Here is a 26482-nt window from a genome sequence, read left to right as displayed (position 1 = left end):
TTATAGTCTCATATTAATGCTACTACAATGTCTATTGACAGGTTTTTACAGGAGGTAATCCATGGCCCGCATTCCCGATACCGATTTAGCCCACTTAAAGCAAACCGTCTCGTTGCTGGGGCTGGCGCGTAAGCAAGGCCGTACGATGAAAAAACGCGGTGAGGATTATGTGCTGCGCTGTCCGTTCCATAACGAGAAAACCCCCTCAATGGTGATATCGCCGGCTAAGAACCTGTATCACTGCTTTGGCTGTGGCGCAGCGGGGTCGGTGCTCGACTGGGTGATACAAACGGAAGGCGTGACGTTGAAAATCGGTATCCGCCGGCTGCGGGAGCTGGCCGGGCTGCCGGACATGGACAATGCGGTTGTGGCCGCTTCTTCGTTAGCCGCCCAGCCGGAATTACAGGCGGCCCCCCTGCCGCGTCCGAAACTGGCCGACCTGGACGATGACGGGCAGGCGCTGCTGCATCAGGTGATTGATTTTTATCATCAGCACTTACTGGCGTCACCGGAAGCCAAAGCCTGGCTGGAACGACGCGGGCTGAATCATCCTGAACTGGTCAGTCACTTTAAGCTGGGGTACGCGGGCCATCACGGGATCGGCGGTTCAGCGGGCTTATTACCGTCCAAGAGCAGTCAGGAAGGCCAGCAACTGCGCGACAAACTATCAGGTCTGGGCGTGTTGCGTACCACTACCCGGCAGGACCACTTCCGGGGCTGCGTCGTGGTGCCGGTGATCGGCTGGACAGAATCGGTCAATGTGACCAGCCGCGGGCGGGTGTTGCAACTGTATGGTCGCCGGACCCAGCCGGATTACAAAGTGCTGAAAGACAGCCCGAAGCATCTGTATCTGCCGTCACCGCTAGCCGGGGTCTGGAATGAATCGGCGATGCAGGCATCAAATGAAATTATCCTGTGCGAAGCGCTGATCGATGCCATGACGTTCTGGTGTGCCGGGTTCCGTAACGTGATTGCCGCGTTCGGGGTGAACGGGTTTAACCGTGAGCACCTCGAAGCCTTACAGTATCACGGCGTGAAACGGGTGCTGATTGCCTTTGACCGGGACGAGGCCGGAGACCGTGGCGCGACCAGTGTGGCCGCTGATTTACTGGAAGCCGGTATCGAGGCATGGCGGGTGCAGTTCCCGCCGGGCATGGATGCCAATGACTATGCGCTGAAAAGCGGCAACGCCGAACATGCGCTGGGGCTGGCGTTGCAACAGGCGGTCTGGCTGGGACAGGGAACAGCGCCGGGCGCGGTGTTCAGCCATGAGCGGCCCGTCTCGCCGACAGTGACGGAAAAGCCCCAAAGTGCCGGGGTGGCTAAACCGGCTGCTTTAGCCGCCCCGTCGGCGCTGACTGTTGCCCCCGTGCCCTGTGAGCGCACGGCCTGCGGTGAACTGTTGATGAAAAGCGGCCCCCGGGTCTGGCGGGTACGGGGGATGAAAAAATCCCCGGTGCCGGATGTGATGAAGGTGAACGTGCAGGTGCGGGATGAAACGTCCGGCCTGTTCCATGTGGATACGCTGGACATGTACCATGCGCGGCATCGTCAGAACTACATCAGCACGGCGGCGCAAGAGCTGGAATGCGAGCCGTCTGTGATTAAACGTGAAGCCGGGCGGGTCTTGCTGATGCTGGAGCAGCAACAGGACGCGCAACAGCAGGCCGACGCCGAAGCCTCAGGGACAACGGCAGTCACGGTCAGCGCGGAAGACGAAGCCGCCGCGCTGGCGTTGCTGACATCGCCAAACTTAACAGAACAGATTATCAACGACATGGCCGCCTGTGGCGTGGTCGGCGAATCCACCAATCTGCTGACCGGGTATCTGGCGGCAGTCTCGCGCAAACTCGATAAACCGCTGGCCGTGTTAATCCAGAGCAGCAGCGCGGCAGGCAAGAGCAGCCTGATGGATGCCGTGCTGAACCTGATGCCGGAAGAGGAGCGTATCCAGTACTCGGCGATGACCGGACAGAGCCTGTATTACCTCGGCGAAACCAGCCTGCAACACAAAATACTGGCGATAGCCGAAGAGGAAGGCGTGCGGCAGGCGGCCTATGCCCTGAAACTGTTACAGTCCGACGGCGAGCTAAAAATCGCCAGTACCGGCAAAAACGAACAGAGCGGCGAACTGGTGACGCGGGAATACAAGGTGCAGGGACCGGTGATGCTGATGTTAACGACGACGGCCATTGATGTGGATGAAGAGCTGCTGAACCGCTGTCTGGTGCTGACGGTCAACGAATCGCGCGAGCAGACGCAGGCCATCCACGCCATGCAGCGGCACCGCCAGACGCTGGCCGGGTTGCTGGCTGACTCGGAGAAAGGTTATCTGACACAGTTACACCAGAACGCCCAGCGCTTGTTAAGGCCGCTGAAAGTGGTCAATCCTTACGCCCACCAACTGACGTTCCTGTCAGACAAAACCCGGATGCGGCGCGACCACATGAAATACCTGACGCTGATACAGGCCATTGCCCTGCTGCACCAGTATCAACGTGAAGTGAAGAAAACGACCCACCGCGGGCAGGTCATCGAATATATCGAAGTCACCCAAGACGATATTGCCCTCGCCAACCGGCTGGCGCATGAGGTGCTGGGGCGCACGCTGGATGAAATGCCGCCGCAGACGCGCAAGCTGTTACTGCTGATACAAGAGATGGTGAACGAACAGGCGCAAATCCAGCACTGCCAGCCAAATGAAGTCCGCTTTACCCGGCGAGATATCCGTGCCTTTACCCACTGGAGCGACAGCCAGCTCAAAAACCACTGTCAACGGCTGACGGAAATGGAATACCTGCTGTTGCATGGCGGCAGCCGGGGGCACCTGCTGCATTATGAACTGCTGTGGGACGGGGAAGACAACGGCGCAGCCCACCTGTGCGGCCTGCTGGATGTCGGAGAACCGGACTCCGAAACCGCCGGCAGTGAACGCAAGTCTGACCCGAAAGGTCGCAAGTCTTCCCCAAGTCCGGGGCAAGTCTGGCCTGAGTCTGGGGAAGAAAAACCCGCGTCATCCCCGATAGCACAAGGGCCGGCGGGGGCACAAGTCCGGGCAGATGAAAACGCGGTTATTAGGGAAAATAATCACAGAGACGCATTGCCCGTGCCCGACAGGGATAAAACACCGGAAGCCGTCCCGACAGGTCAGGAGAGCAAGTCTGACTTAAATAAACGCAAGTCTGCCTCAAGTCTGGGTCAGGTCCGGGCTAAGTCTGGGGTGAAAAAATCCCCATCCGAGCAGGCAGAGCACGGGTTCAGCGTACCGCAAGTCGGGGTAACGGAAGACACCGTGATAAAAGGAAAAAAGAAAACGCGCCCCTTGTCTGCGCCCACCCCTCAATCTCAACCGGAGGTCAATCATGGCAAACCGTAAACCCCGCAGAGGAAGCCTGCTGACAGTAGATGAAGTGTACCGCAAACCTGTCGGTCCGGCGCACGACCCGAAGAGCCTGTATGCGTTGTTGCTGCGCTTTGTGGTGTGGCGACAGGAACGGAATTGGTCAGAAAGCACGCTGAAAGTACAGACGCACCATACTTACCACTTTATCCTGTGGGCAACCGAGCGCGGCTTATACTACGCAGCGGATATCACGCGGCCGATACTGGAGCGTTACCAGCGTTATCTGTACCAGTACCGCAAGACCAACGGTGAACCGTTAAGCACCCGGACGCAACGTACCCAACTGGAACCCTTGAAGGTCTGGTTCAAATGGCTGACGAAACAGAATCTGATACTGGCGAACCCGGCGGCGGACATTGAACTCCCCAGACTGGAAAAGCACCTGCCGCGCTATATCCTGACCATCGATGAAACCGAACAGATACTGGCGCAGCCTGACCTGACGACGTTGCAGGGGGTACGTGACCGGGCGTTGATGGAGTTGCTCTGGTCAACCGGGATGCGTCGGGGCGAATTAACCCGGCTGGATGTGTACAGCGTTGACGGAAAACGCAAAACGGTGACCATCCGGCAGGGCAAGGGGAATAAAGACCGGGTGTTGCCCCTCGGTGAACGGGCCTTAAGCTGGCTACAGCGCTATCAGCAACAGGTGCGGCCACAACTTATCGTCAATCCAGACGTCAAGGCATTATTCGTCGCAATGGATGGGCTGGACGGCTTACAGGCTAACGGTATCAGCAATTTGGTGACAGCTTATATCAACGCGGTGGGTATCGAGAAAAAAGGTGCCTGCCACCTGTTCCGGCATGCGATGGCGACGCAGATGCTGGAGAACGGGGCGGACCTGCGCTGGATACAGGCCATGTTAGGCCATGCCAGCGTGGAATCCACCCAGGTGTATACGCAGGTCTCTATCCGGGCCTTGCAGGCGGTGCACGCCAGCACCCATCCGGCGGAGCAAATGGCCGATGAAAAAGTCAGCGACGCCGATGAGGTGGGTTTACTGGCCGACCTGTACGCCGACGATAACGCCGACACGGACACGCCGCCGGACAGTTCAGAGCCGACCTCAACCCCCGATAGCCGCTGAGCGTCCGTACGCCCCCGTTGAGTTGGGCGGGTTCGGTGTGGGGGCAGACCGTGGCCGGACTGCCCGTTAGCCCCGGCGCACGCGGGGGTAAATAGTCGTCAGGCGGCTCAACCACGAGCGTCCCCGTTAAGCCGGTCCAGGCCGCCCAACGCCTATTGAACATAATGCGGGGGGAATTATACGCACTGCGCCGGTGAGCCCGGGCAACCGCCTGAGCATTGATGAGCGGCTTAATGCGTATAATTGGCATTATGTCTTGCGCCCCCGCGGGTCGGCATTGCGGGGAGTGGCGCACAAGGCTGCGCCTTATGCTCTAACCGACTGAGCCGGACATCGGCAACTCTGAGTTCTTCTTTAGCTGCCCTGCAACCGTTGGGCCAACCCCCCTAAAGGCAGGTCGGCCTGCGGCCTCCGCTCATTGACTTCCCCCCGCCCCAACCCCGCTGCACTGGCTGCGCCCGGTTCGCAGTCGCAGGCTCCTTGCTCATTCCCGTGCTCGCCATCGCCGCCCCGTGCAGCCCTGTCTCTTGATCAGATCTCCAAATCAACTGATTTAGCCAGCAAATAGCCGTCTATCAGGGTTTGCAGCCGAAACCAGCCTTCCCAAAGTCGTTCCCATCCGACTCGACCCGTGCGTTTGGAATCGTACCAGCCGGCCAGTTTTCCCAGATTGATGAAGGCCCAATGCAAACTCGGGGCTTTTTTCGGCACACGGCGTTTTTCTTGTTTTGACCACAGTAATTTCCACGCCAGGGGGCTTAATACTGTCTCACAGCTCTCTTTCTCTGCCTCTTCTTTGTTCAGACCCATAAAACGCAGCTGGTGTATTCGTACCGCAATAAAGGCCAGCAGCACTATCATGCGCTCCAGATTATCTTTGCTTTGCATACGCAGCGCTTCTACCTGCGTGCCGCCCGTTTTCCACGCTTTGTGAAATTCTTCTATCAGCCAGCGGCGCTCGTAATAACTGAATATTTTATGGGCGTCTTCCTGACTGTTGACGGGTTCGGAGGTCAGAAGATGCCAGCAAAGCCCATCCTCCGGACCTTTTTCGTAGCAACCGACATAAAATATCCGCACCGCCTCACCGCTTTTTCCTTCGGGGATTTTCAACGTCACTTCGGCATAACTGATATCACAATGCGCGACACGCGCCTGACGCCCGCCTTTCTGTCTGACCTGAACTAATCGTTCTCCAGCACTCTGTAACCGGCTAATAAAGTCATAAAGTTTATCCTGACTTTCCTCTATACGCCGGTTTTGCATCGAACGGATGACGAAACGTTGTTTTTGGCTCGTTTTATAACGCAGATATTCGATGATATCGGCTTCACGGTCACAGACAGAAATCACGTTGGCCATCTGCTCCCCTAACCGGCTGTCGACGGCTTGTGAGGCCCGTTCCCACTTATAACTCTCTTTCCCTTCATAAGGGCGTGTATCGCGTTGTCGGCTTTTGCCATAATCACTGACATCTCGACACCAGCGCTGTTGCTCTATCAACCCCACGACCTGTTGTTCTTCAGGCGCAAATAACAACACCGAGTGTGCCTGCATGCCCCGGGATTTTTCCTTTGAGGTGGTATAGCCGAGTTCATCGGCGACCGACGCATGGGAAAATGACAGGGTTGTCGTGTCTTCCAGCGCTAACAGGCAATGATAACGTTGAGCGTGAGCGACGGTGGCGGTAAATCCGGCTTCGGCGATGGCCTGAGGCGCAATGGCGGAATTTCGGGTCAGTCGGTAGGCCGCTTCAACATCGGCAGGAGAGTCAAGAGATTGCACGAGCGATTGTCCTATATGGTTAGCCAACGAACAGGCCACTTTCACCAGGCGGTTGGTACGGCGTTTATCACCTAATTCCGCATGTTGAAACGTGTCATTTGCCCATTGTTCGGCGCTGGTTGAAAACATAAAGATTACCTCAAGTCGTGTTTTTTATTGAGATCAATCTATGAGGGAAAAGTTCAATAACGCGGGGGCGGGTTAAAATATTTGTGTAGGAAAGACAGGTGCAGCCCCCGGGGGCTTCCCTGAACAAAATCGCGTGGTCATGCAAGGTCATGCGCAACCCGAAACCCCGGTGCCCCCGAGCGTCGCAGGGGCGCCGCTTGCGGGCTCTATGCCGCCCGCGCCCGCAGAACGGGCATCCGCCGCCCAAGCGAGTTGGGCGACGTTCGCCCGTTGCCGAAAAAGGCGCTACACTGACAATGGCACGGCGGGAAAAACCGGCCTTTGGAGGCGAAAAGCGCGTCAGGGGGTTTTGGGGCCGGCGGTGAACGCCCATTGGAAAAAACGGGTGGTAACTGGCTGAGGGCATTGGGAAAATCGGTGTTTGGCGGTCAACGTCGCAATGGAATGGGTTGTTGTTGAGAATAACTATCTGAGCGTGAATGAGCTGGACAGTTTTGCGCATCAAGCCCGCACCTGTGAAGGCGAAAGCTGCAAACAAGTGATCAAGGATATGGTAGACACTAATATCCGCAATCAGCAGGAAATGATGGATTTCTGTAACAGCAACCCGACCCAGTGCGCACAGAAGTATGGTTATCTGGTTGATCAGTGGCCGGTGTTTGAGCGGACCCTCAAAAATATGGACCGGGATGGCACATTGCCAGTTGAGTTCAGAAATTACCTGTCGGCGGTGAATACGTTAGGTCAGGCGGCAACCGGCAAGGTAGGCGAACTCGGCTGGACAAAACGCTTTGAAGCAATGGGCATGAGTCAGGAGACTGCCGCTGCGATGGCGATGACGTTGCCTGTTATTGTTGAGGGCAGCAAAGGGCCGAAATCATCGCCAACAACAAAAGGAAGCACAGGCGCGGTTGTTAATACAGAGAAAGCGGCGCTGGAAAAGATTGGGAAAAACAGTCAAGGCACAACGAATCTGGGTGATAAATCGGCTAATACTATTTATCATCAACAGCTTATCAAAAATGCTGAAAAGATATCTACCGCGAAACCGGGGCAACAAGTTGCAGCGCCAAGGGATCTGAATGAGCAGATTTTATGGAACCAAGTTAAAGCTAACCCATCTTCAGGTGATCCACTTAGAGGAATGAATAAAGATCCTCGTTTCCCTACTGATGCAGGATTCCAGAAAATGCAAGTTACACATGAGTTACCAGACGGTTCAAATATCACCATCCATTATCAATATAACTCAACTACTGGTAAGGCTTATGATATGAAGATTACAACTCCTAAACGGCCTGAAATCCAACCTAAGCCTTCAATCACGGATAAAAAATGATGAAAATAAAAAAGTTCAAATCAGAAAAAATTATTGAAGTTTTTGCCATATATTGGTTCGGAGAAAAAACATACTTTTACGGTTTTGCTAAAGGTTATGACGGGCTGCTTAGTTATAACGCAGAGGAAGTAGAAATTATAGAGTCATCGTTATCTGGTGATTTTGTTTTCTTTGAAAATGGCATATTTTACAAGCCACTCATTGAAAAAAATATATTAGATGACCTGTTAGAAGCAGATCCAGTTGCTTATCAATGTTTTTTAGAAACATTGAAATCGGAAGGCAGAATAGAACAAGATTTTTGCTAACCCCAGATCCCAGCCCAAGCGCTGGGATCTCCCCTTTAGCGGTTAGCCGTTCTCGACGAGCCGGATAATCAACTGTCCGTGCTCAACACTGACCTGCACCGGCTGACCGGTGGCAAAGCCCGCTTCTTCCAGCCAGTTGCCTTTAAGATGCAAACTGGGGTGCTGGCTGTAATAGCGGGTCATGCCGGTGCTGCGGTCTTCGTGGCGGGTGCGGGCATACCCCACCTTATAGCTGCGCCGGGCTTTTGAAATCGCTAAATCTGCATTACAATCGCGGTTAGCCATGGTAACTACTCCTGTTAGTTGCCTACGGTTAGCAGCGTTACCGGATGGCCGTCTGGTAATGCTGCACTAAATAAAAATCGTCTTTCCTGTAGCAAATTCTTTCTACGATGTCAGTAACTGCGTCATCTTCGAACGTTTAAGCAAACTGTCCATCAACACAATCAGCGCCTGCTGATCTTCATCTGATAATGAATCCATCTGCATCACAAGCGCCTGTAAACGCGGATTATGTATCTGTGGCGGTGTCATGGGTTCCAGTCCGACAAGTGAATCCAGACTACTTTGTAATACCTGAGCGATCCTGACCACGGCATCCAGTTGAGGAACGGAAGCGCCGCGTTCCCAACGGTTATAAACCCGGCGATCAACGTTGAGCAGTTCAGCTAATCTTGCTTGTGTCATCTTGCGGGCTTCTCTGGCTTCCTTTAGCCGTGTAGCAAACAGTTGCATATCTTCCTCACAAATCCAGTGTGGTAATGAGATGTGCATTGTAAGCCCTCCTTTTAAACTGCTTGACTCAATGGCTATATTATAGTCTCATATTAATGCTACTACAATGTCTATTGACAGGTTTTTACAGGAGGTAATCCATGGCCCGCATTCCCGATACCGATTTAGCCCACTTAAAGCAAACCGTCTCGTTGCTGGGGCTGGCGCGTAAGCAAGGCCGTACGATGAAAAAACGCGGTGAGGATTATGTGCTGCGCTGTCCGTTCCATAACGAGAAAACCCCCTCAATGGTGATATCGCCGGCTAAGAACCTGTATCACTGCTTTGGCTGTGGCGCAGCGGGGTCGGTGCTCGACTGGGTGATACAAACGGAAGGCGTGACGTTGAAAATCGGTATCCGCCGGCTGCGGGAGCTGGCCGGGCTGCCGGACATGGACAATGCGGTTGTGGCCGCTTCTTCGTTAGCCGCCCAGCCGGAATTACAGGCGGCCCCCCTGCCGCGTCCGAAACTGGCCGACCTGGACGATGACGGGCAGGCGCTGCTGCATCAGGTGATTGATTTTTATCATCAGCACTTACTGGCGTCACCGGAAGCCAAAGCCTGGCTGGAACGACGCGGGCTGAATCATCCTGAACTGGTCAGTCACTTTAAGCTGGGGTACGCGGGCCATCACGGGATCGGCGGTTCAGCGGGCTTATTACCGTCCAAGAGCAGTCAGGAAGGCCAGCAACTGCGCGACAAACTATCAGGTCTGGGCGTGTTGCGTACCACTACCCGGCAGGACCACTTCCGGGGCTGCGTCGTGGTGCCGGTGATCGGCTGGACAGAATCGGTCAATGTGACCAGCCGCGGGCGGGTGTTGCAACTGTATGGTCGCCGGACCCAGCCGGATTACAAAGTGCTGAAAGACAGCCCGAAGCATCTGTATCTGCCGTCACCGCTAGCCGGGGTCTGGAATGAATCGGCGATGCAGGCATCAAATGAAATTATCCTGTGCGAAGCGCTGATCGATGCCATGACGTTCTGGTGTGCCGGGTTCCGTAACGTGATTGCCGCGTTCGGGGTGAACGGGTTTAACCGTGAGCACCTCGAAGCCTTACAGTATCACGGCGTGAAACGGGTGCTGATTGCCTTTGACCGGGACGAGGCCGGAGACCGTGGCGCGACCAGTGTGGCCGCTGATTTACTGGAAGCCGGTATCGAGGCATGGCGGGTGCAGTTCCCGCCGGGCATGGATGCCAATGACTATGCGCTGAAAAGCGGCAACGCCGAACATGCGCTGGGGCTGGCGTTGCAACAGGCGGTCTGGCTGGGACAGGGAACAGCGCCGGGCGCGGTGTTCAGCCATGAGCGGCCCGTCTCGCCGACAGTGACGGAAAAGCCCCAAAGTGCCGGGGTGGCTAAACCGGCTGCTTTAGCCGCCCCGTCGGCGCTGACTGTTGCCCCCGTGCCCTGTGAGCGCACGGCCTGCGGTGAACTGTTGATGAAAAGCGGCCCCCGGGTCTGGCGGGTACGGGGGATGAAAAAATCCCCGGTGCCGGATGTGATGAAGGTGAACGTGCAGGTGCGGGATGAAACGTCCGGCCTGTTCCATGTGGATACGCTGGACATGTACCATGCGCGGCATCGTCAGAACTACATCAGCACGGCGGCGCAAGAGCTGGAATGCGAGCCGTCTGTGATTAAACGTGAAGCCGGGCGGGTCTTGCTGATGCTGGAGCAGCAACAGGACGCGCAACAGCAGGCCGACGCCGAAGCCTCAGGGACAACGGCAGTCACGGTCAGCGCGGAAGACGAAGCCGCCGCGCTGGCGTTGCTGACATCGCCAAACTTAACAGAACAGATTATCAACGACATGGCCGCCTGTGGCGTGGTCGGCGAATCCACCAATCTGCTGACCGGGTATCTGGCGGCAGTCTCGCGCAAACTCGATAAACCGCTGGCCGTGTTAATCCAGAGCAGCAGCGCGGCAGGCAAGAGCAGCCTGATGGATGCCGTGCTGAACCTGATGCCGGAAGAGGAGCGTATCCAGTACTCGGCGATGACCGGACAGAGCCTGTATTACCTCGGCGAAACCAGCCTGCAACACAAAATACTGGCGATAGCCGAAGAGGAAGGCGTGCGGCAGGCGGCCTATGCCCTGAAACTGTTACAGTCCGACGGCGAGCTAAAAATCGCCAGTACCGGCAAAAACGAACAGAGCGGCGAACTGGTGACGCGGGAATACAAGGTGCAGGGACCGGTGATGCTGATGTTAACGACGACGGCCATTGATGTGGATGAAGAGCTGCTGAACCGCTGTCTGGTGCTGACGGTCAACGAATCGCGCGAGCAGACGCAGGCCATCCACGCCATGCAGCGGCACCGCCAGACGCTGGCCGGGTTGCTGGCTGACTCGGAGAAAGGTTATCTGACACAGTTACACCAGAACGCCCAGCGCTTGTTAAGGCCGCTGAAAGTGGTCAATCCTTACGCCCACCAACTGACGTTCCTGTCAGACAAAACCCGGATGCGGCGCGACCACATGAAATACCTGACGCTGATACAGGCCATTGCCCTGCTGCACCAGTATCAACGTGAAGTGAAGAAAACGACCCACCGCGGGCAGGTCATCGAATATATCGAAGTCACCCAAGACGATATTGCCCTCGCCAACCGGCTGGCGCATGAGGTGCTGGGGCGCACGCTGGATGAAATGCCGCCGCAGACGCGCAAGCTGTTACTGCTGATACAAGAGATGGTGAACGAACAGGCGCAAATCCAGCACTGCCAGCCAAATGAAGTCCGCTTTACCCGGCGAGATATCCGTGCCTTTACCCACTGGAGCGACAGCCAGCTCAAAAACCACTGTCAACGGCTGACGGAAATGGAATACCTGCTGTTGCATGGCGGCAGCCGGGGGCACCTGCTGCATTATGAACTGCTGTGGGACGGGGAAGACAACGGCGCAGCCCACCTGTGCGGCCTGCTGGATGTCGGAGAACCGGACTCCGAAACCGCCGGCAGTGAACGCAAGTCTGACCCGAAAGGTCGCAAGTCTTCCCCAAGTCCGGGGCAAGTCTGGCCTGAGTCTGGGGAAGAAAAACCCGCGTCATCCCCGATAGCACAAGGGCCGGCGGGGGCACAAGTCCGGGCAGATGAAAACGCGGTTATTAGGGAAAATAATCACAGAGACGCATTGCCCGTGCCCGACAGGGATAAAACACCGGAAGCCGTCCCGACAGGTCAGGAGAGCAAGTCTGACTTAAATAAACGCAAGTCTGCCTCAAGTCTGGGTCAGGTCCGGGCTAAGTCTGGGGTGAAAAAATCCCCATCCGAGCAGGCAGAGCACGGGTTCAGCGTACCGCAAGTCGGGGTAACGGAAGACACCGTGATAAAAGGAAAAAAGAAAACGCGCCCCTTGTCTGCGCCCACCCCTCAATCTCAACCGGAGGTCAATCATGGCAAACCGTAAACCCCGCAGAGGAAGCCTGCTGACAGTAGATGAAGTGTACCGCAAACCTGTCGGTCCGGCGCACGACCCGAAGAGCCTGTATGCGTTGTTGCTGCGCTTTGTGGTGTGGCGACAGGAACGGAATTGGTCAGAAAGCACGCTGAAAGTACAGACGCACCATACTTACCACTTTATCCTGTGGGCAACCGAGCGCGGCTTATACTACGCAGCGGATATCACGCGGCCGATACTGGAGCGTTACCAGCGTTATCTGTACCAGTACCGCAAGACCAACGGTGAACCGTTAAGCACCCGGACGCAACGTACCCAACTGGAACCCTTGAAGGTCTGGTTCAAATGGCTGACGAAACAGAATCTGATACTGGCGAACCCGGCGGCGGACATTGAACTCCCCAGACTGGAAAAGCACCTGCCGCGCTATATCCTGACCATCGATGAAACCGAACAGATACTGGCGCAGCCTGACCTGACGACGTTGCAGGGGGTACGTGACCGGGCGTTGATGGAGTTGCTCTGGTCAACCGGGATGCGTCGGGGCGAATTAACCCGGCTGGATGTGTACAGCGTTGACGGAAAACGCAAAACGGTGACCATCCGGCAGGGCAAGGGGAATAAAGACCGGGTGTTGCCCCTCGGTGAACGGGCCTTAAGCTGGCTACAGCGCTATCAGCAACAGGTGCGGCCACAACTTATCGTCAATCCAGACGTCAAGGCATTATTCGTCGCAATGGATGGGCTGGACGGCTTACAGGCTAACGGTATCAGCAATTTGGTGACAGCTTATATCAACGCGGTGGGTATCGAGAAAAAAGGTGCCTGCCACCTGTTCCGGCATGCGATGGCGACGCAGATGCTGGAGAACGGGGCGGACCTGCGCTGGATACAGGCCATGTTAGGCCATGCCAGCGTGGAATCCACCCAGGTGTATACGCAGGTCTCTATCCGGGCCTTGCAGGCGGTGCACGCCAGCACCCATCCGGCGGAGCAAATGGCCGATGAAAAAGTCAGCGACGCCGATGAGGTGGGTTTACTGGCCGACCTGTACGCCGACGATAACGCCGACACGGACACGCCGCCGGACAGTTCAGAGCCGACCTCAACCCCCGATAGCCGCTGAGCGTCCGTACGCCCCCGTTGAGTTGGGCGGGTTCGGTGTGGGGGCAGACCGTGGCCGGACTGCCCGTTAGCCCCGGCGCACGCGGGGGTAAATAGTCGTCAGGCGGCTCAACCACGAGCGTCCCCGTTAAGCCGGTCCAGGCCGCCCAACGCCTATTGAACATAATGCGGGGGGAATTATACGCACTGCGCCGGTGAGCCCGGGCAACCGCCTGAGCATTGATGAGCGGCTTAATGCGTATAATTGGCATTATGTCTTGCGCCCCCGCGGGTCGGCATTGCGGGGAGTGGCGCACAAGGCTGCGCCTTATGCTCTAACCGACTGAGCCGGACATCGGCAACTCTGAGTTCTTCTTTAGCTGCCCTGCAACCGTTGGGCCAACCCCCCTAAAGGCAGGTCGGCCTGCGGCCTCCGCTCATTGACTTCCCCCCGCCCCAACCCCGCTGCACTGGCTGCGCCCGGTTCGCAGTCGCAGGCTCCTTGCTCATTCCCGTGCTCGCCATCGCCGCCCCGTGCAGCCCTGTCTCTTGATCAGATCTCCAAATCAACTGATTTAGCCAGCAAATAGCCGTCTATCAGGGTTTGCAGCCGAAACCAGCCTTCCCAAAGTCGTTCCCATCCGACTCGACCCGTGCGTTTGGAATCGTACCAGCCGGCCAGTTTTCCCAGATTGATGAAGGCCCAATGCAAACTCGGGGCTTTTTTCGGCACACGGCGTTTTTCTTGTTTTGACCACAGTAATTTCCACGCCAGGGGGCTTAATACTGTCTCACAGCTCTCTTTCTCTGCCTCTTCTTTGTTCAGACCCATAAAACGCAGCTGGTGTATTCGTACCGCAATAAAGGCCAGCAGCACTATCATGCGCTCCAGATTATCTTTGCTTTGCATACGCAGCGCTTCTACCTGCGTGCCGCCCGTTTTCCACGCTTTGTGAAATTCTTCTATCAGCCAGCGGCGCTCGTAATAACTGAATATTTTATGGGCGTCTTCCTGACTGTTGACGGGTTCGGAGGTCAGAAGATGCCAGCAAAGCCCATCCTCCGGACCTTTTTCGTAGCAACCGACATAAAATATCCGCACCGCCTCACCGCTTTTTCCTTCGGGGATTTTCAACGTCACTTCGGCATAACTGATATCACAATGCGCGACACGCGCCTGACGCCCGCCTTTCTGTCTGACCTGAACTAATCGTTCTCCAGCACTCTGTAACCGGCTAATAAAGTCATAAAGTTTATCCTGACTTTCCTCTATACGCCGGTTTTGCATCGAACGGATGACGAAACGTTGTTTTTGGCTCGTTTTATAACGCAGATATTCGATGATATCGGCTTCACGGTCACAGACAGAAATCACGTTGGCCATCTGCTCCCCTAACCGGCTGTCGACGGCTTGTGAGGCCCGTTCCCACTTATAACTCTCTTTCCCTTCATAAGGGCGTGTATCGCGTTGTCGGCTTTTGCCATAATCACTGACATCTCGACACCAGCGCTGTTGCTCTATCAACCCCACGACCTGTTGTTCTTCAGGCGCAAATAACAACACCGAGTGTGCCTGCATGCCCCGGGATTTTTCCTTTGAGGTGGTATAGCCGAGTTCATCGGCGACCGACGCATGGGAAAATGACAGGGTTGTCGTGTCTTCCAGCGCTAACAGGCAATGATAACGTTGAGCGTGAGCGACGGTGGCGGTAAATCCGGCTTCGGCGATGGCCTGAGGCGCAATGGCGGAATTTCGGGTCAGTCGGTAGGCCGCTTCAACATCGGCAGGAGAGTCAAGAGATTGCACGAGCGATTGTCCTATATGGTTAGCCAACGAACAGGCCACTTTCACCAGGCGGTTGGTACGGCGTTTATCACCTAATTCCGCATGTTGAAACGTGTCATTTGCCCATTGTTCGGCGCTGGTTGAAAACATAAAGATTACCTCAAGTCGTGTTTTTTATTGAGATCAATCTATGAGGGAAAAGTTCAATAACGCGGGGGCGGGTTAAAATATTTGTGTAGGAAAGACAGGTGCAGCCCCCGGGGGCTTCCCTGAACAAAATCGCGTGGTCATGCAAGGTCATGCGCAACCCGAAACCCCGGTGCCCCCGAGCGTCGCAGGGGCGCCGCTTGCGGGCTCTATGCCGCCCGCGCCCGCAGAACGGGCATCCGCCGCCCAAGCGAGTTGGGCGACGTTCGCCCGTTGCCGAAAAAGGCGCTACACTGACAATGGCACGGCGGGAAAAACCGGCCTTTGGAGGCGAAAAGCGCGTCAGGGGGTTTTGGGGCCGGCGGTGAACGCCCATTGGAAAAAACGGGTGGTAACTGGCTGAGGGCATTGGGAAAATCGGTGTTTGGCGGTCAACTTCGCAATGGAATGGGTTGTTATAAACAATACCTTTATGCCACCAGCGCCATCAATGCTGCCAAGAATCTCACACTAGTTGCAGCAGGCAACCTGCTGACCTCCGGGGCCAGCTTGACATCCGGCAGTGATATGCTGCTGTCCGCGGGTGGCAATGTTCGCTTTGAATCGCGACAAGAATTTATCCGCGAGGGGAATATTGAGCGCTTTACGCAACACGCCAGTCGGCTGAATAGTGGTGGCGCATTAACTATTCGCTCTCAGGGCAGTATTTTATTCCAGGCGACGGCGTTAATCGCCAAAGGGGTGATGGATATTGCGGCAACAGGTGGCTTTCTCTATGCGCAAGCGATGGAAGAAGTCTACAGGCGGGAAGAAACAGAGAAAAGCTGTAAAGGTTTGGGGCCCATAAAGTCGTGTAAAGTGTTTGGGTCTAAAACCGAACATAGAATACAAATCAAGAAGACCAACAAAGTCACGGAATTTACGGCCGGGGGTGATATTAACCTGATGGCAAAAGATGAGGTGACATTGGAAGCGAGTCGGATAGAAACCGGTAAAAACGCGAAAATCACCAGCCAGACAGGGAAAGTGAACTTCAAGGCGATGCCCAATATTGATTTTGAGCAGAGCATCACGACATCAAAAGGCTTTTTTATTACACAGCGCGATAAAGGTCACCGTGAGGAGACTTGGATAATCCCCTCAGTGCATGTTGGCGGTACGCTGACGGTGGAGGCGGCGACAGGCATCAATGCGGATGTGAAAGTGAAAGAGGGGCAGTTACTGGAAGACGCGTTAGGGGTACTGAGTCACACTCCCGGTACGGAATGGCTGAAAAATCTTCAAGGCCGCAATGATGTCCAGTGGAATCAGGTTAAGGACGCTTACAGTAGCTGGGACAAAAAAAGCGAAAGCTTAAACCCTGTAGTGGGTGCGGTGATTGCGATTGCGGTCGCGGCGGTCACGGCGGGTTCGGGCCTGGCGGCCTGGGCGGGAAGTGGTGCCGTGGGGGCGACAGGCGCTACGGGAGCCACGGCGAGCGCGGTTTATGGGGCGGCTTATGGCGGAATGATCGGGTTGACCTCGCAGGCGGCGGTGGCCTTAGTTGAAAATAAAGGGGATCTCACCAAGACACTGGCTGCCTTAGCGAAGCGCGAAGCCGTCAAATCCCTCGTGACCCAAATCGCCGTGGGTGGCGCATTAGGGGGCTTAGACCACACGATGGGCTGGGGAAAATTAGTGGAGGGAAAAGGCGTTGTCGATCCGCTAAAAGCGCAGCTTCCCTTATTGAGTAATCAGAATTGGAGTCAGGTGGCCCAGCGTGTTGCGGCACAATCCATCGTGAGTTCAACAATAGGGACGGCGATTAACGGCGGCAGTTTTACGGATAACCTGCAAACCGCGTTGTTGAGCAATATAGGTAACCAGATTAATGCGGAAGGTGCCAAACTGATTGGTGATAATGGGGAGATTTTAGGCCATTCAGGCAAGATATTGAGCCATACGGTTGTGGCAGGCATTAGCGCTGAAATTGCCGGCGGGGATGCCAAAGGGGCGGCTGTGGGTGCGCTGGCGGCTGAATTAGCGGCAATCACAATGGAAAGCCGGCTATTTGAACCGGCGTATAAGAATGAAACTGAGCGACAAATCCATAAGCTACAGGAAGCGCTGACGGGTAATGAAGTTAAGGCTCAGACGGCTAAATTTATCGGGGCATTATCAGGTGCCCTGATTAGCCATACCCCGGAAGGCGCTTACAGTGCGGCGAACAGCGCGGAGCTTGTCTATCGTAATAACATGACTGAGCACATGTTGTATCAGTTATCGGTAGAAAATCAAAAAGACATCTTAGCGGCAGGAAAAGGGGATAAAGCTGCGGAAGCGCGCGTCATTGCGCGGCAGGATGCGGCGATTGCCGTTACCGCGGTGGCGGCAGGCGGTTATGCGCTGGTTTATGGCGGCCAGATACTGATTGCCGCCTCGGCTGAAATGGCAACGGCAGGGCGTGTTGCGCTTGAGGGCTGTAAAACCAATCCGGCGCTGTGCCTGAATAACGTAGGTATTTTTGTCGCTGATGCGATTGCGCCAGAAGCGGCGGTTGGGACGGGCGTTTTGGCTGCGGGAACGGTAAAAGTATTAGGTAGCACCAAAGAAGGTGCCAAGGATTTGGCAGAAGGATTGAGTCATGCGGGTATGCAGGTCGCTGAGGCATTAACACCGGGTGGTGTGGGTGCTGCGGGTATAATCGGTGCGGGTAAAACTGCGGCGGAAGCGGTACAAACAGAAGCTGTAGCGGTTATTGCAGCTAAAAATCTGCTTAATAAGTCTGTTGCTCAAAAAATAGATGCAGGGAAATTTGGCAAATTAGGGTTAGCCGAACTTGCTGAAACAGGAACTAAAATTGATCCGGCAGCTAAAGCTGGAAATTTCACTGTTGCTGGTAGAGCTTTGCAGAAGCATGGAAGCCGTGAGGGCAGCGCATTCCCTGCTGCTAAAGGAAATCCAGAACAGGTTAATCAGCAAGGACAAAAAATCTTGGAGGAGATAATTAAAACACCAAGAGCTAAGGTTCAACAAGGTAATCGTTTTGGTGGTTTTGATATAGTAGCACCGGATGGTCGTGGGGCGAGATTTGATCCTCAAGGTAACTTTCGTGGATTTTTGGAGCCATAATGAATAATAGGTATCAACTGAAAATTGTCATAGCAAGCGATATAGATTACGAATGTTTGGTAGCTGAAATTTATTGTAATGGAGAGTTTTTTGCTCTTTTGCAACAAGAAGAGGGGGTTGAAAATATTAAGGTAGAATTTTCTCCTAGCACCAGAATAATTGATCTTGATTGGCTTCAATATGCTTTATCAAAAGCCAAAGAACATTTATTGAACAATTGAACTCGCTCTTGCTTTGTGAACTGAACCTTAATTTTTGGGCAGTTTCATCGGCGGCTAACTTTGTTTAGGTCCAGACCAGATATAACTAACTGAGTGTATTAAGGAAAAAGCATGTTTATGGTCAGATTTCATGATAGAGAATGTTGTTGCTGAAAATAATGTTCTAGGAGCAGCAACTGGCTCAGACTTGGGGGATTTTGGTTAAGCAAAACACTAGACTGCGATATGACCTTATAAGGCTAATATTACTAAAGGTATAGCTAAGGGCGACAGGTGTTACGGGAGCCTTAGTTGAAAATAAAGGGGATAAAGCTGCGGAAGCGCGCGTCATTGCGCGGCAGGATGCGGCGATTGCCGTCACCGCGGTGGCGGCAGGCGGTTACGCGCTGGTTTATGGCGGTCAGATACTGATTGCCGCCTCGGCTGAAATGGCAACGGCAGGGCGTGTTGCGCTTGAAGGCTGTAAAACCAATCCGGCGCTGTGCCTGAATAACGTGGGTATTTTTGTCGCTGATGCGGTTGCGCCAGAAGCGGCAGTTGGGACCGGTGTTTTGGCTGCGGGAACGGTAAAAGTATTAGGTAGCACCAAAGAAGGTGCTAAGAATCTGGCAGGAGAATTGCACAATGCGGGTATGAATACATTGAAGAATGTATCTACAGGTTTGCCAAGCCCTCAGGGGTTATCAAAAGAAATTCATCTAGGGCAACAAGGAAAACACATTACAGGGCATAACAACTATATTCCTGGACGTTCTCCATTAGCGGAAGGTGTAGATCCTCAAAAATTACTTAATGGTGTTCACTCAGGTGAATATCCCATCATACGGATGACTCCACGTAATCAACCTATTGTTAATTTTGGTAAACCAATAGGGAAATATGAAGGACAGCCAACAAATTATGGCATTATTCATTATGGAAAAAACGGGGCGCATATTGTTCCAGCTAACCCTATTCAGCATTGAGGTTTTTTTATGATGTTAAAAACTATACCAGACGAGTTGTTTATATGGGTGTCAAAAGCTCTTCTTGGAGAAATTTATCCGGCTATCAGAGCAATAGCCGTTGGATTCAATAATGAAAAAAAGCTCCTAACATTAAGATATTATCTTGATCGTGAACCGACAGAGGAAGATTACGAAAGTTTAGATATAGTCATAGCGAATATTTTAGCTCACACATCATCTAATAACGATATTAGAGGTGTAAACGATGAGGTAGTTTTCTCTACAAATCCATTTAGAGATCTTGATAGCTTAAGTGGTTTTATATACATAAGAAGAGAATATTAGAGGTTAATGTAGGTATCGCGATTAACGGCGGCAGTTTTACAGATAACCTGCAAACCGCGCTGTTGAGCAATATCGGTAATCAGATTAATGCGGAAGGTGCCAAACTGATTGGTGATAACGGGGAGATTTTAGGCCACTCAGGCAAGATATTGAGCCACGCGGTTGTGGCAGGCATTAGCGCTGAAATCGCCGGTGGGGATGCCAAAGGGGCGGCTGTGGGTGCGCTGGCGGCTGAATTAGCGGCAATCACAATGGAAAGCCGGCTATTTGAACCGGCGTATAAAAATGAAACCGAGCGACAAATCCATAAGCTACAGGAAGCGCTGACGGGTAATGAAGTTAAGGCTCAGACGGCTAAATTTATCGGGGCATTATCAGGCGCACTGATTAGCCATACCCCGGAAGGCGCTTACAGCGCGGAGCTTGTCTATCGAAATAACATGACTGAGCACATGTTGTATCAGTTATCGGTAGAAAATCAAAAAGACATCTTAGCGGCAGGAAAAGGGGATAAAGCTGCGGAAGCGCGCGTCATTGCACGGCAGGATGCGGCGATTGCCGTCACCGCGGTGGCGGCAGGCGGTTACGCGCTGGTTTATGGCGGTCAGATACTGATTGCCGCCTCGGCTGAAATGGCAACGGCAGGGCGTGTTGCGCTTGAAGGCTGTAAAACCAATCCGGCGCTGTGCCTGAATAACGTAGGTATTTTTGTCGCTGATGCGGTTGCGCCAGAAGCGGCGGTTGGAACGGGTGTTTTGGCGGCGGGAACGGTAAAAGTATTAGGTAGCACCAAAGAAGGTGCTAAGAATCTGGCAGAAGGATTGAGTCATACCTCAAACCCGCTGTTAAGCAATGCTAAATCTGATACCCATGCCGTAGCTAGTTTGATCGAAAATGAGAAGTTGTATATAGAGCGCAACTCGTCAACAGCGACGGAAGCTGTTGCTGTAGGTATGGCAAAGAATGGCACACAAGGGGCAACTAATCAGCTTGTTGATGGCAAATGGCTTGATGCAAATGGATTACCCCTACCAGTACCTCCAAGCGTCGGAGCTGCTGGTAGAGTACCAACTGTATTACAAACAGGTGGTAATACTTTAAATAAGAGCACAGCTAATACACTAAATAATCAACTTGGTGAGAATCTGACAAGTCGTGAATGGGGTCGGGCTCTTGAGGCTTTGAAAAAAGAAAATGGATTGAGGAATGATTTCCACGGTCGAATTTTAGATAATGGGAACTATATAGATGATGCCGGGAAGGTTATTGGGAATATTGGAGATTATTTACCATGAGTACTATTAAATCTAGGGTTACCCCAGTATCGAGTGATTATCCGACTTGTTCTGAGTGTTATGCACAATTATTGATTTATCCAGGAATGATGCACCCTGATAATGTGAGCAGGCTACTGAAACTTGAACCTACACAGAAGAATATTGTTGGAACAACAGTAACTAATAGTCGAGGAAAAACCCGAGAAATTAAGTTGTCCAGTTGGTTTTTATCTTCAAAATCATATGTAGAGTCGAAGGATCTAAGGGATCATATAGATTGGCTGTTAAGGAAATTAAATCAATCTGAAATAGGATTAAAGCAACTGCAACGTACTGAGGGTATTAGTATAACATTGAGTTGTGTGTGGCGTTCTAAATTTGGGCATAGTGGGCCGGTACTATGGCCGGAACAAATGAGATCTATATCTGACTTAGATCTAGAATGTTCCTTTGATATATATTTTGATCCTGATAAGTAAAACAAGGCCCGAAGTTGAACCGGCATATAAGAATGAAACAGAGTGACAAATCCATAAAATTCAGGAAGCGCTGACGGGTAATGAAGCTAAGGCTCAGACGGCTAAATTTATCGGGGCATTGTCAGGTGCCCTGATTAGCCATACCCCGGAAGACGCTTACAGTGCGGCGAACAGCGCGGAGCTTGTCTATCGTAATAACATGACTGAGCACATGTTGTACCAGTTATCGGTAGAGAATCAAAAAGACATCTTAGCGGCAGGAAAAGGGGATAAAGCTGCGGAAGCGCGCGTCATTGCGCGGCAGGATGCGGCGATTGCCGTCACCGCAGTAGCGGCAGGTGAACGGTAAAAGTATTAGGTAACACCAAAGAAGGTGCTAAGAATCTGGCAGAAGGATTGAGTCATACCTCAAACCCGCTGTTAAGCAATGCTAAATCTGATACCCATGCCGTAACTTGTTTGATGGAAAAAGAAGATTCGATTGCTGAGATCGGTGCGGGGCTGAAGCTCGCGCTTAGTCGTTGTACCAGTTAAATCAAGATCCCAGTTATAAAAAAAGCTGGGATTTTTTTCCCTTTTTGGACGATTGGCAAGCTGTTTTCTTTTCGGTGATGAGTTATCTGAGGATAAAAAAACAGGTATCCATTAATACCAGATTTTGAAAAGGTACAGAATCACTAAAAACGGCGTATTCCCTGTTATGTTTAATGTATTCACCGACAATGTTATCCTCCAGTTATTTTACATTTAACTGCCCTGCCATGGCTATTTAAAAGAATGAAAACAGAGATATTAAAGATTTTATATAAAAGACAGCTTTAACTATAAGTGAAATTTTAAAAAGGATGTTAATTAAGTTTAATCGAAGTCCATTAACTATCACCATTAGCAGCGAGTTGAAAATAAATCATCGAGGAAAAGAATATTATCTTAAAAACCTGATATGAATGTGATTTTTAGTCGTTTCTTTATAATAAAGGGATAAAGCGGTTAATCTGACAGGATTTAAACTCTTAAAAAAATGTTGAATATCCGAAAAAACATAAGGTATGTTTATATCGTAAAACTATTTATATGTTTATTTATGAAGATAAAAAATTTATAAAATCTGCTCAGAATCACCAGTAAAACAGCGTCAGAAAAGATAAAAATCGAGCATGGTTAACGTTGATTAAACTTAATAAAACCAGAGGTTAAAAAATGGATTTTAATAACATCTTAAAACCAGCCCATCATAAAACCATCAGTGAAAAGTGAGAAAAAATAATGAATTTATTAATATATACCCGTAAAAAATGACAAACAAGAGTATATAATAGGTTTAATCAGACAGTATATTTTAAAAAAGTAACCGACTTTAATAACACTTTCAACTGTAGATAAATTTTTCATCAACCAGTTAAATAATTATTCATCAAAAACAGGAATAACAAAACCTGAAAATAAACGACGCAACAGAATACGAACTGGATTACTGACATCGTTGTTATGTTGAATTTATTATGCGACACTGCGATACATTAAATACATCCGTTTAAACTCGTTTTACACTATTTTACCCTGTCCAATAGCATTGCTTTTCTATCATTTTATTTAAGTTATTCCTCTTTTTACACCTTTAATGTGATTAAACGCTTAAATACCCACTTAGTCATTACAACCTTTTTGGATGGTTAATCCGACAGAATTTTCACTATTGTTAATATAATAAGACGTTATTAAATTAATTTACCGATTTATCTAAACATCATTTAAATAAATATGAGTGAATGGAGTTAAATGAAAATATAAAATCACATGACGAACCTATTTTAATGAAACCAGGATAAAAAGCGTAAAAAAAGATATCCTAAATATAAAATAAATCTCTTTTTTAAAATTTAAACACTTTTTATTTAAATCTGTGCCTTGAATCATTAAAAGCGCGTAAAATTTTTCAAACTTTTAGTCAACCAGTCTATTTAAAAACACCGCTAAACAATCAAATCACGCTTGAAAACTGACACCGTTACTCGCTTACCGGTCAACAAATGCGCTGGAGAATAGTCAGCAGGATATCGCACGCCTGCTGGATTTGGGACGCAATACCATTAAGCAACTTGAAGAATTGGTATTGATGTATAAAAAATTACCTTCATTCTTATCACCACTTTACAGCATTTAATATATCCGATTTCCCATTGTCAGGATTAAAGATCCAGACATTGATCACATTTCACACTGCCCACTCAGACGGGAAATTAATACCACATTAGAATAGTTTAATAATATCATTATCAAATTTTTAATTATCATCTATGGGAAAATTACCGTTTTATCACCGCAGCCTGACTGGGCTTATTCTGCTGACAATCTCCGCACTGGCACAGGCGGCAATTCCTGTCAGCTCGGCGGATCAAGAAACTATCACGCAACAACAAAAAGCCTTGTTGCAGCAAGCCCAACAACAGCGGGAAGCGCTGCGTAACAATATCACCGTATCCCCATCCCCCGTTTTAACGTCGGATGCAGCTGAATTTGTTTGCCACACCATTCAACAGATTGAATTTGTGGGTGCAGAAAGCTTGTCAAAGTCAGTCAAACAGAACGTGATTCACCCTTACTTATCTCATTGTTTAACTTTGCAAGAGATTAATGAGCTGGTGCGTAAAGTATCGAATGCCTATATCAAACGGGGTTATGTCACTTCCCGTGCCGACCTCAAAGCGCAGGATTTATCCTCCGGTACCCTCATGATTACCGTGAATGAAGGCAAAATTGAGTCAATCAGCCTTGATGATGAAACACCATACTCACTCAAAATGGCCTTTCCGGGCATGATTGGCAAAACACTCAATCTGCGAGATATTGAACAAGGCATGGAGCGCCTGAACCGCCTGCCCTCCCAACAGGTCGCCATTGATATTCAGCCAGGAAAACAACCCGGTTATTCTGCGGTTATCTTAAAACGAACCTCGACACGTTTACCGATCAGTGCCAGCTTGGGTGGGGATAACAGTGGCCAGAAAAGTACCGGCACCGGGCAAATCAATGCCAGTGTGAACCTGGATAATCCATTACATCTCGCTGATCAGTGGTCATTGTCTGCCAGCCATAACAGTGATTTTCGCCATAGCCACCAAAACCGAAGCCTCACTTCTAATGTAACGATCCCTTATGGCTACTGGTTGTTCAGTTATCAGTATGCGTGGAATGACTCTTTTCAGAATATTCCGGCTGACTCGCAAGCCTATCGCTACGAAGGCGACAGCCAGACGCACCGGCTGGCAATAAACCGGGCGTTATACCGTGATGGCGAACAGAAGCTGGCGCTGGATCTGGGATTGACGCGCCGCCAAACGACCAATTTGCTGGCAGGAGAGAAATTATCCATCAGCAGCCCGACGTTAAGCTCTATCAACCTTGGCATTAACTACAGTTCAGTACTGGCAGGTGGCTATATCACGTTTAACCCGGCAATCAGCCACGGTTTACCGGTGTTCAGTGCGACAAAAGAGGATCCCCATTTCCCGGATGCTCCACGGAGTCAATTCCGTAAATTTAGCCTGAGTGCCAGCTATTTTATGCCAGTCACGGATTCCATTTATTACCTCTCATCCCTTTACGGCCAGACCACACCCGACAACCTTTACGCCAGCGAACGCCTCTCGCTGGGAGGACAATATTCCGTCAGGGGATTTAAAGAGCAATCTCTCACCGGCAACCGCGGTGGATATTGGCGCAATGAGCTGAACTGGCGAATGGCAGAGCTTCCTGTACTGGGTGAACTCACCTTAACCGGGGCGTTGGATACGGGATGGTTACGAGGAAAAGCAGGACAAATTGATGGCGGTAATGTCACTGGCACCGCACTTGGCTTCTCACTAACGAACCGCCGATTCAATCAGGCGATAACTGTTGGCAAACCACTCACTTACCCTGACCACCTGAAACCGGCTCACTGGGTGGTTTACTGGTCTGCATCACTGATTTTTTAACGGTCAATCGGCAGCGTTGATTATTAAGGTCGCCGAAGAGTGTGTCATTGCGCAGCGGAATGCTGCGATTGCCGTCACCGCAGTGGCGGCAGGTGAACGGTAAAAGTATTAGGTAACACCAAAGAAGGAGGGCGGAAGGGTTGAGTCATACCTCAAAACCGCTGTTAAAAAATGCTAAACCTGATACCTATGTTAATCCATTTTTAAAATAAGGGATATTCTTAAGTCATCGAAAATTTTTAATAACGTGTTGTTGGTTAATTAGCTTTTCTTTAATGCTTAATAACGCTTTATTCTATCAACAAAGGTTAAAAGTTTTTAGGATTAATAAGTCAGAAATGTGATAACGGTTAAACAGGTGTTTAACCGTTAACGGCGAGTGAAAACAACTCGTAAAAATAATGATATTAAATTGATTTTAGCGTTAAATCATACTGACGGTATAAAAAGCAGAATGGTTTAAATTAAACAGTAAAAGAGAGATGTTATTAGATGGGCTAAAACAGTGTAAAGCTGGTTTAAGCTATCATGGTTTTATATAATAAATGTAAAATAATAACGCTGAAAGTAATTTAATCCATATGCCGTTAAATCATTTATTTTATGGGGGTGTTATTCATATTTTTCATGATTGATGATTTAATTGGTTTATGAAAAAGTTTATTCTTTGGTTTAAGGTGTTATTAAAGGCGATTCCTTTTGAAAAAAATTATCTGATTAACTTATTCATGTTTTTATTTATCCGTTTTCCCTGGGAGATATAAGCATCAATAAAATCAATTTTTGTTTTCAATTTTTCACTGATGGCATTATAATAGGCAGGCTTTAGGCTGTTATTAAAAATCATTTTCTT

General features: G+C 50.9%; 20 protein-coding genes. 16 read left to right on the top strand and 4 right to left on the bottom strand.

All coding sequences use genetic code 11. The features are described 5' to 3' along the window. Positions 1-61: 61 nt before the first annotated feature. Positions 62-3376: a CHC2 zinc finger domain-containing protein gene (locus tag PluTT01m_RS18470; protein ID WP_011147754.1), complete on the top strand. Its 3315-nt coding sequence runs from the start codon at positions 62-64 to the stop codon at positions 3374-3376. Further along, entirely contained in the window at positions 3363-4493 is a 1131-nt protein-coding gene (gene xerC / locus PluTT01m_RS18465) for a site-specific tyrosine recombinase XerC (protein ID WP_011147753.1), read from the top strand. The genes PluTT01m_RS18470 and xerC (PluTT01m_RS18465) overlap by 14 nt, the downstream gene beginning before the upstream one ends. A gap of 531 nt (positions 4494-5024) precedes the next feature. On the opposite strand, the gene PluTT01m_RS18460 is transcribed toward xerC (PluTT01m_RS18465), so the two are convergent. Beyond that, positions 5025-6407 carry an IS4-like element ISPlu9 family transposase gene (locus PluTT01m_RS18460; RefSeq protein WP_011144727.1) on the bottom strand — a complete coding sequence of 461 codons (1383 nt, stop codon included), beginning with the start codon at positions 6405-6407 and terminating at the stop codon, positions 5025-5027. Between the two features lie 321 nt (positions 6408-6728). On the opposite strand from PluTT01m_RS18460, the gene PluTT01m_RS26990 reads away from it, so the two are divergent. Genes PluTT01m_RS26990 through PluTT01m_RS18445 form a run of 3 tightly spaced genes read left to right on the top strand, consistent with a single transcriptional unit; the run spans position 6729 to position 8054 of the window. Continuing rightward, positions 6729-6866 carry a hypothetical protein gene (locus PluTT01m_RS26990; protein ID WP_161556189.1) on the top strand — a complete coding sequence of 46 codons (138 nt, stop codon included), beginning with the start codon at positions 6729-6731 and terminating at the stop codon, positions 6864-6866. Then, complete coding sequence (locus tag PluTT01m_RS18450) at positions 6829-7746, top strand: hypothetical protein (RefSeq protein ID WP_244213447.1); 918 nt, start codon at positions 6829-6831, stop codon at positions 7744-7746. The genes PluTT01m_RS26990 and PluTT01m_RS18450 overlap by 38 nt, the downstream gene beginning before the upstream one ends. Continuing rightward, entirely contained in the window at positions 7743-8054 is a 312-nt protein-coding gene (locus tag PluTT01m_RS18445; protein WP_011147757.1) for a hypothetical protein, read from the top strand. The genes PluTT01m_RS18450 and PluTT01m_RS18445 overlap by 4 nt, the downstream gene beginning before the upstream one ends. 42 nt (positions 8055-8096) lie before the next feature. Here the strand turns inward: PluTT01m_RS18445 and PluTT01m_RS18440 are convergent, their stop codons facing one another. Then, positions 8097-8339, bottom strand: a complete 243-nt coding sequence (locus PluTT01m_RS18440; protein ID WP_011147756.1) for a SymE family type I addiction module toxin — start codon at positions 8337-8339, stop codon at positions 8097-8099. Positions 8340-8441: 102 nt separating this feature from the next. Continuing rightward, positions 8442-8828 carry a helix-turn-helix transcriptional regulator gene (locus tag PluTT01m_RS18435; protein WP_011147755.1) on the bottom strand — a complete coding sequence of 129 codons (387 nt, stop codon included), beginning with the start codon at positions 8826-8828 and terminating at the stop codon, positions 8442-8444. Between the two features lie 101 nt (positions 8829-8929). Here PluTT01m_RS18435 and PluTT01m_RS18430 point away from each other — a divergent pair, with 101 nt between their 5' ends. Continuing rightward, complete coding sequence (locus tag PluTT01m_RS18430) at positions 8930-12244, top strand: CHC2 zinc finger domain-containing protein (RefSeq protein ID WP_011147754.1); 3315 nt, start codon at positions 8930-8932, stop codon at positions 12242-12244. Continuing rightward, on the top strand, positions 12231-13361 hold the full coding sequence (gene xerC / locus PluTT01m_RS18425) for a site-specific tyrosine recombinase XerC (RefSeq protein WP_011147753.1): 1131 nt from the start codon (positions 12231-12233) through the stop codon (positions 13359-13361). The genes PluTT01m_RS18430 and xerC (PluTT01m_RS18425) overlap by 14 nt, the downstream gene beginning before the upstream one ends. A 531-nt stretch (positions 13362-13892) precedes the next feature. On the opposite strand, the gene PluTT01m_RS18420 is transcribed toward xerC (PluTT01m_RS18425), so the two are convergent. Beyond that, complete coding sequence (locus tag PluTT01m_RS18420) at positions 13893-15275, bottom strand: IS4-like element ISPlu9 family transposase (RefSeq protein WP_011144727.1); 1383 nt, start codon at positions 15273-15275, stop codon at positions 13893-13895. A 321-nt stretch (positions 15276-15596) separates the two neighbouring features. On the opposite strand from PluTT01m_RS18420, the gene PluTT01m_RS18410 reads away from it, so the two are divergent. The 9 genes from PluTT01m_RS18410 (at position 15597) to PluTT01m_RS18370 (ending at position 25629) form a co-directional block, all read left to right on the top strand. Beyond that, positions 15597-18383 carry a DUF637 domain-containing protein gene (locus tag PluTT01m_RS18410; protein ID WP_011147752.1) on the top strand — a complete coding sequence of 929 codons (2787 nt, stop codon included), beginning with the start codon at positions 15597-15599 and terminating at the stop codon, positions 18381-18383. After that, positions 18383-18604 (top strand): hypothetical protein, encoded by a 222-nt coding sequence (locus PluTT01m_RS18405; protein ID WP_011147751.1) that lies wholly within the window; start codon positions 18383-18385, stop codon positions 18602-18604. The genes PluTT01m_RS18410 and PluTT01m_RS18405 overlap by 1 nt, the downstream gene beginning before the upstream one ends. Positions 18605-18969: 365 nt before the next feature. Continuing rightward, a complete protein-coding gene (locus PluTT01m_RS27950) occupies positions 18970-19569 on the top strand; it encodes a polymorphic toxin type 50 domain-containing protein (protein ID WP_049789794.1) in 600 nt (199 codons plus the stop codon). A gap of 9 nt (positions 19570-19578) precedes the next feature. Then, positions 19579-19896, top strand: coding sequence for a MafI2 family immunity protein (locus tag PluTT01m_RS18395; protein WP_011147750.1), 318 nt, complete (start codon positions 19579-19581; stop codon positions 19894-19896). Then, positions 19875-21191, top strand: coding sequence for a DUF637 domain-containing protein (locus tag PluTT01m_RS27945; RefSeq protein ID WP_324251505.1), 1317 nt, complete (start codon positions 19875-19877; stop codon positions 21189-21191). The genes PluTT01m_RS18395 and PluTT01m_RS27945 overlap by 22 nt, the downstream gene beginning before the upstream one ends. Next, positions 21188-21652, top strand: coding sequence for a DUF4279 domain-containing protein (locus tag PluTT01m_RS18380; protein ID WP_109791756.1), 465 nt, complete (start codon positions 21188-21190; stop codon positions 21650-21652). The genes PluTT01m_RS27945 and PluTT01m_RS18380 overlap by 4 nt, the downstream gene beginning before the upstream one ends. A 118-nt stretch (positions 21653-21770) precedes the next feature. Then, a complete protein-coding gene (locus PluTT01m_RS18375; RefSeq protein WP_049789793.1) occupies positions 21771-22001 on the top strand; it encodes a hypothetical protein in 231 nt (76 codons plus the stop codon). A 47-nt stretch (positions 22002-22048) separates the two neighbouring features. Then, positions 22049-22186, top strand: a complete 138-nt coding sequence (locus PluTT01m_RS26985; protein ID WP_157852089.1) for a hypothetical protein — start codon at positions 22049-22051, stop codon at positions 22184-22186. Between the two features lie 1763 nt (positions 22187-23949). Beyond that, a complete protein-coding gene (locus PluTT01m_RS18370) occupies positions 23950-25629 on the top strand; it encodes a ShlB/FhaC/HecB family hemolysin secretion/activation protein (protein WP_011147747.1) in 1680 nt (559 codons plus the stop codon). Positions 25630-26482: the final 853 nt, after the last annotated feature.

Origin of the sequence: Photorhabdus laumondii subsp. laumondii, assembly GCF_003343245.1 — a bacterium.
In the GTDB taxonomy this organism is placed as follows: domain Bacteria; phylum Pseudomonadota; class Gammaproteobacteria; order Enterobacterales; family Enterobacteriaceae; genus Photorhabdus; species Photorhabdus laumondii.
Note: the sequence above shows the minus strand (reverse complement) of the source record. Positions and strands in the feature narration are given on the sequence as shown.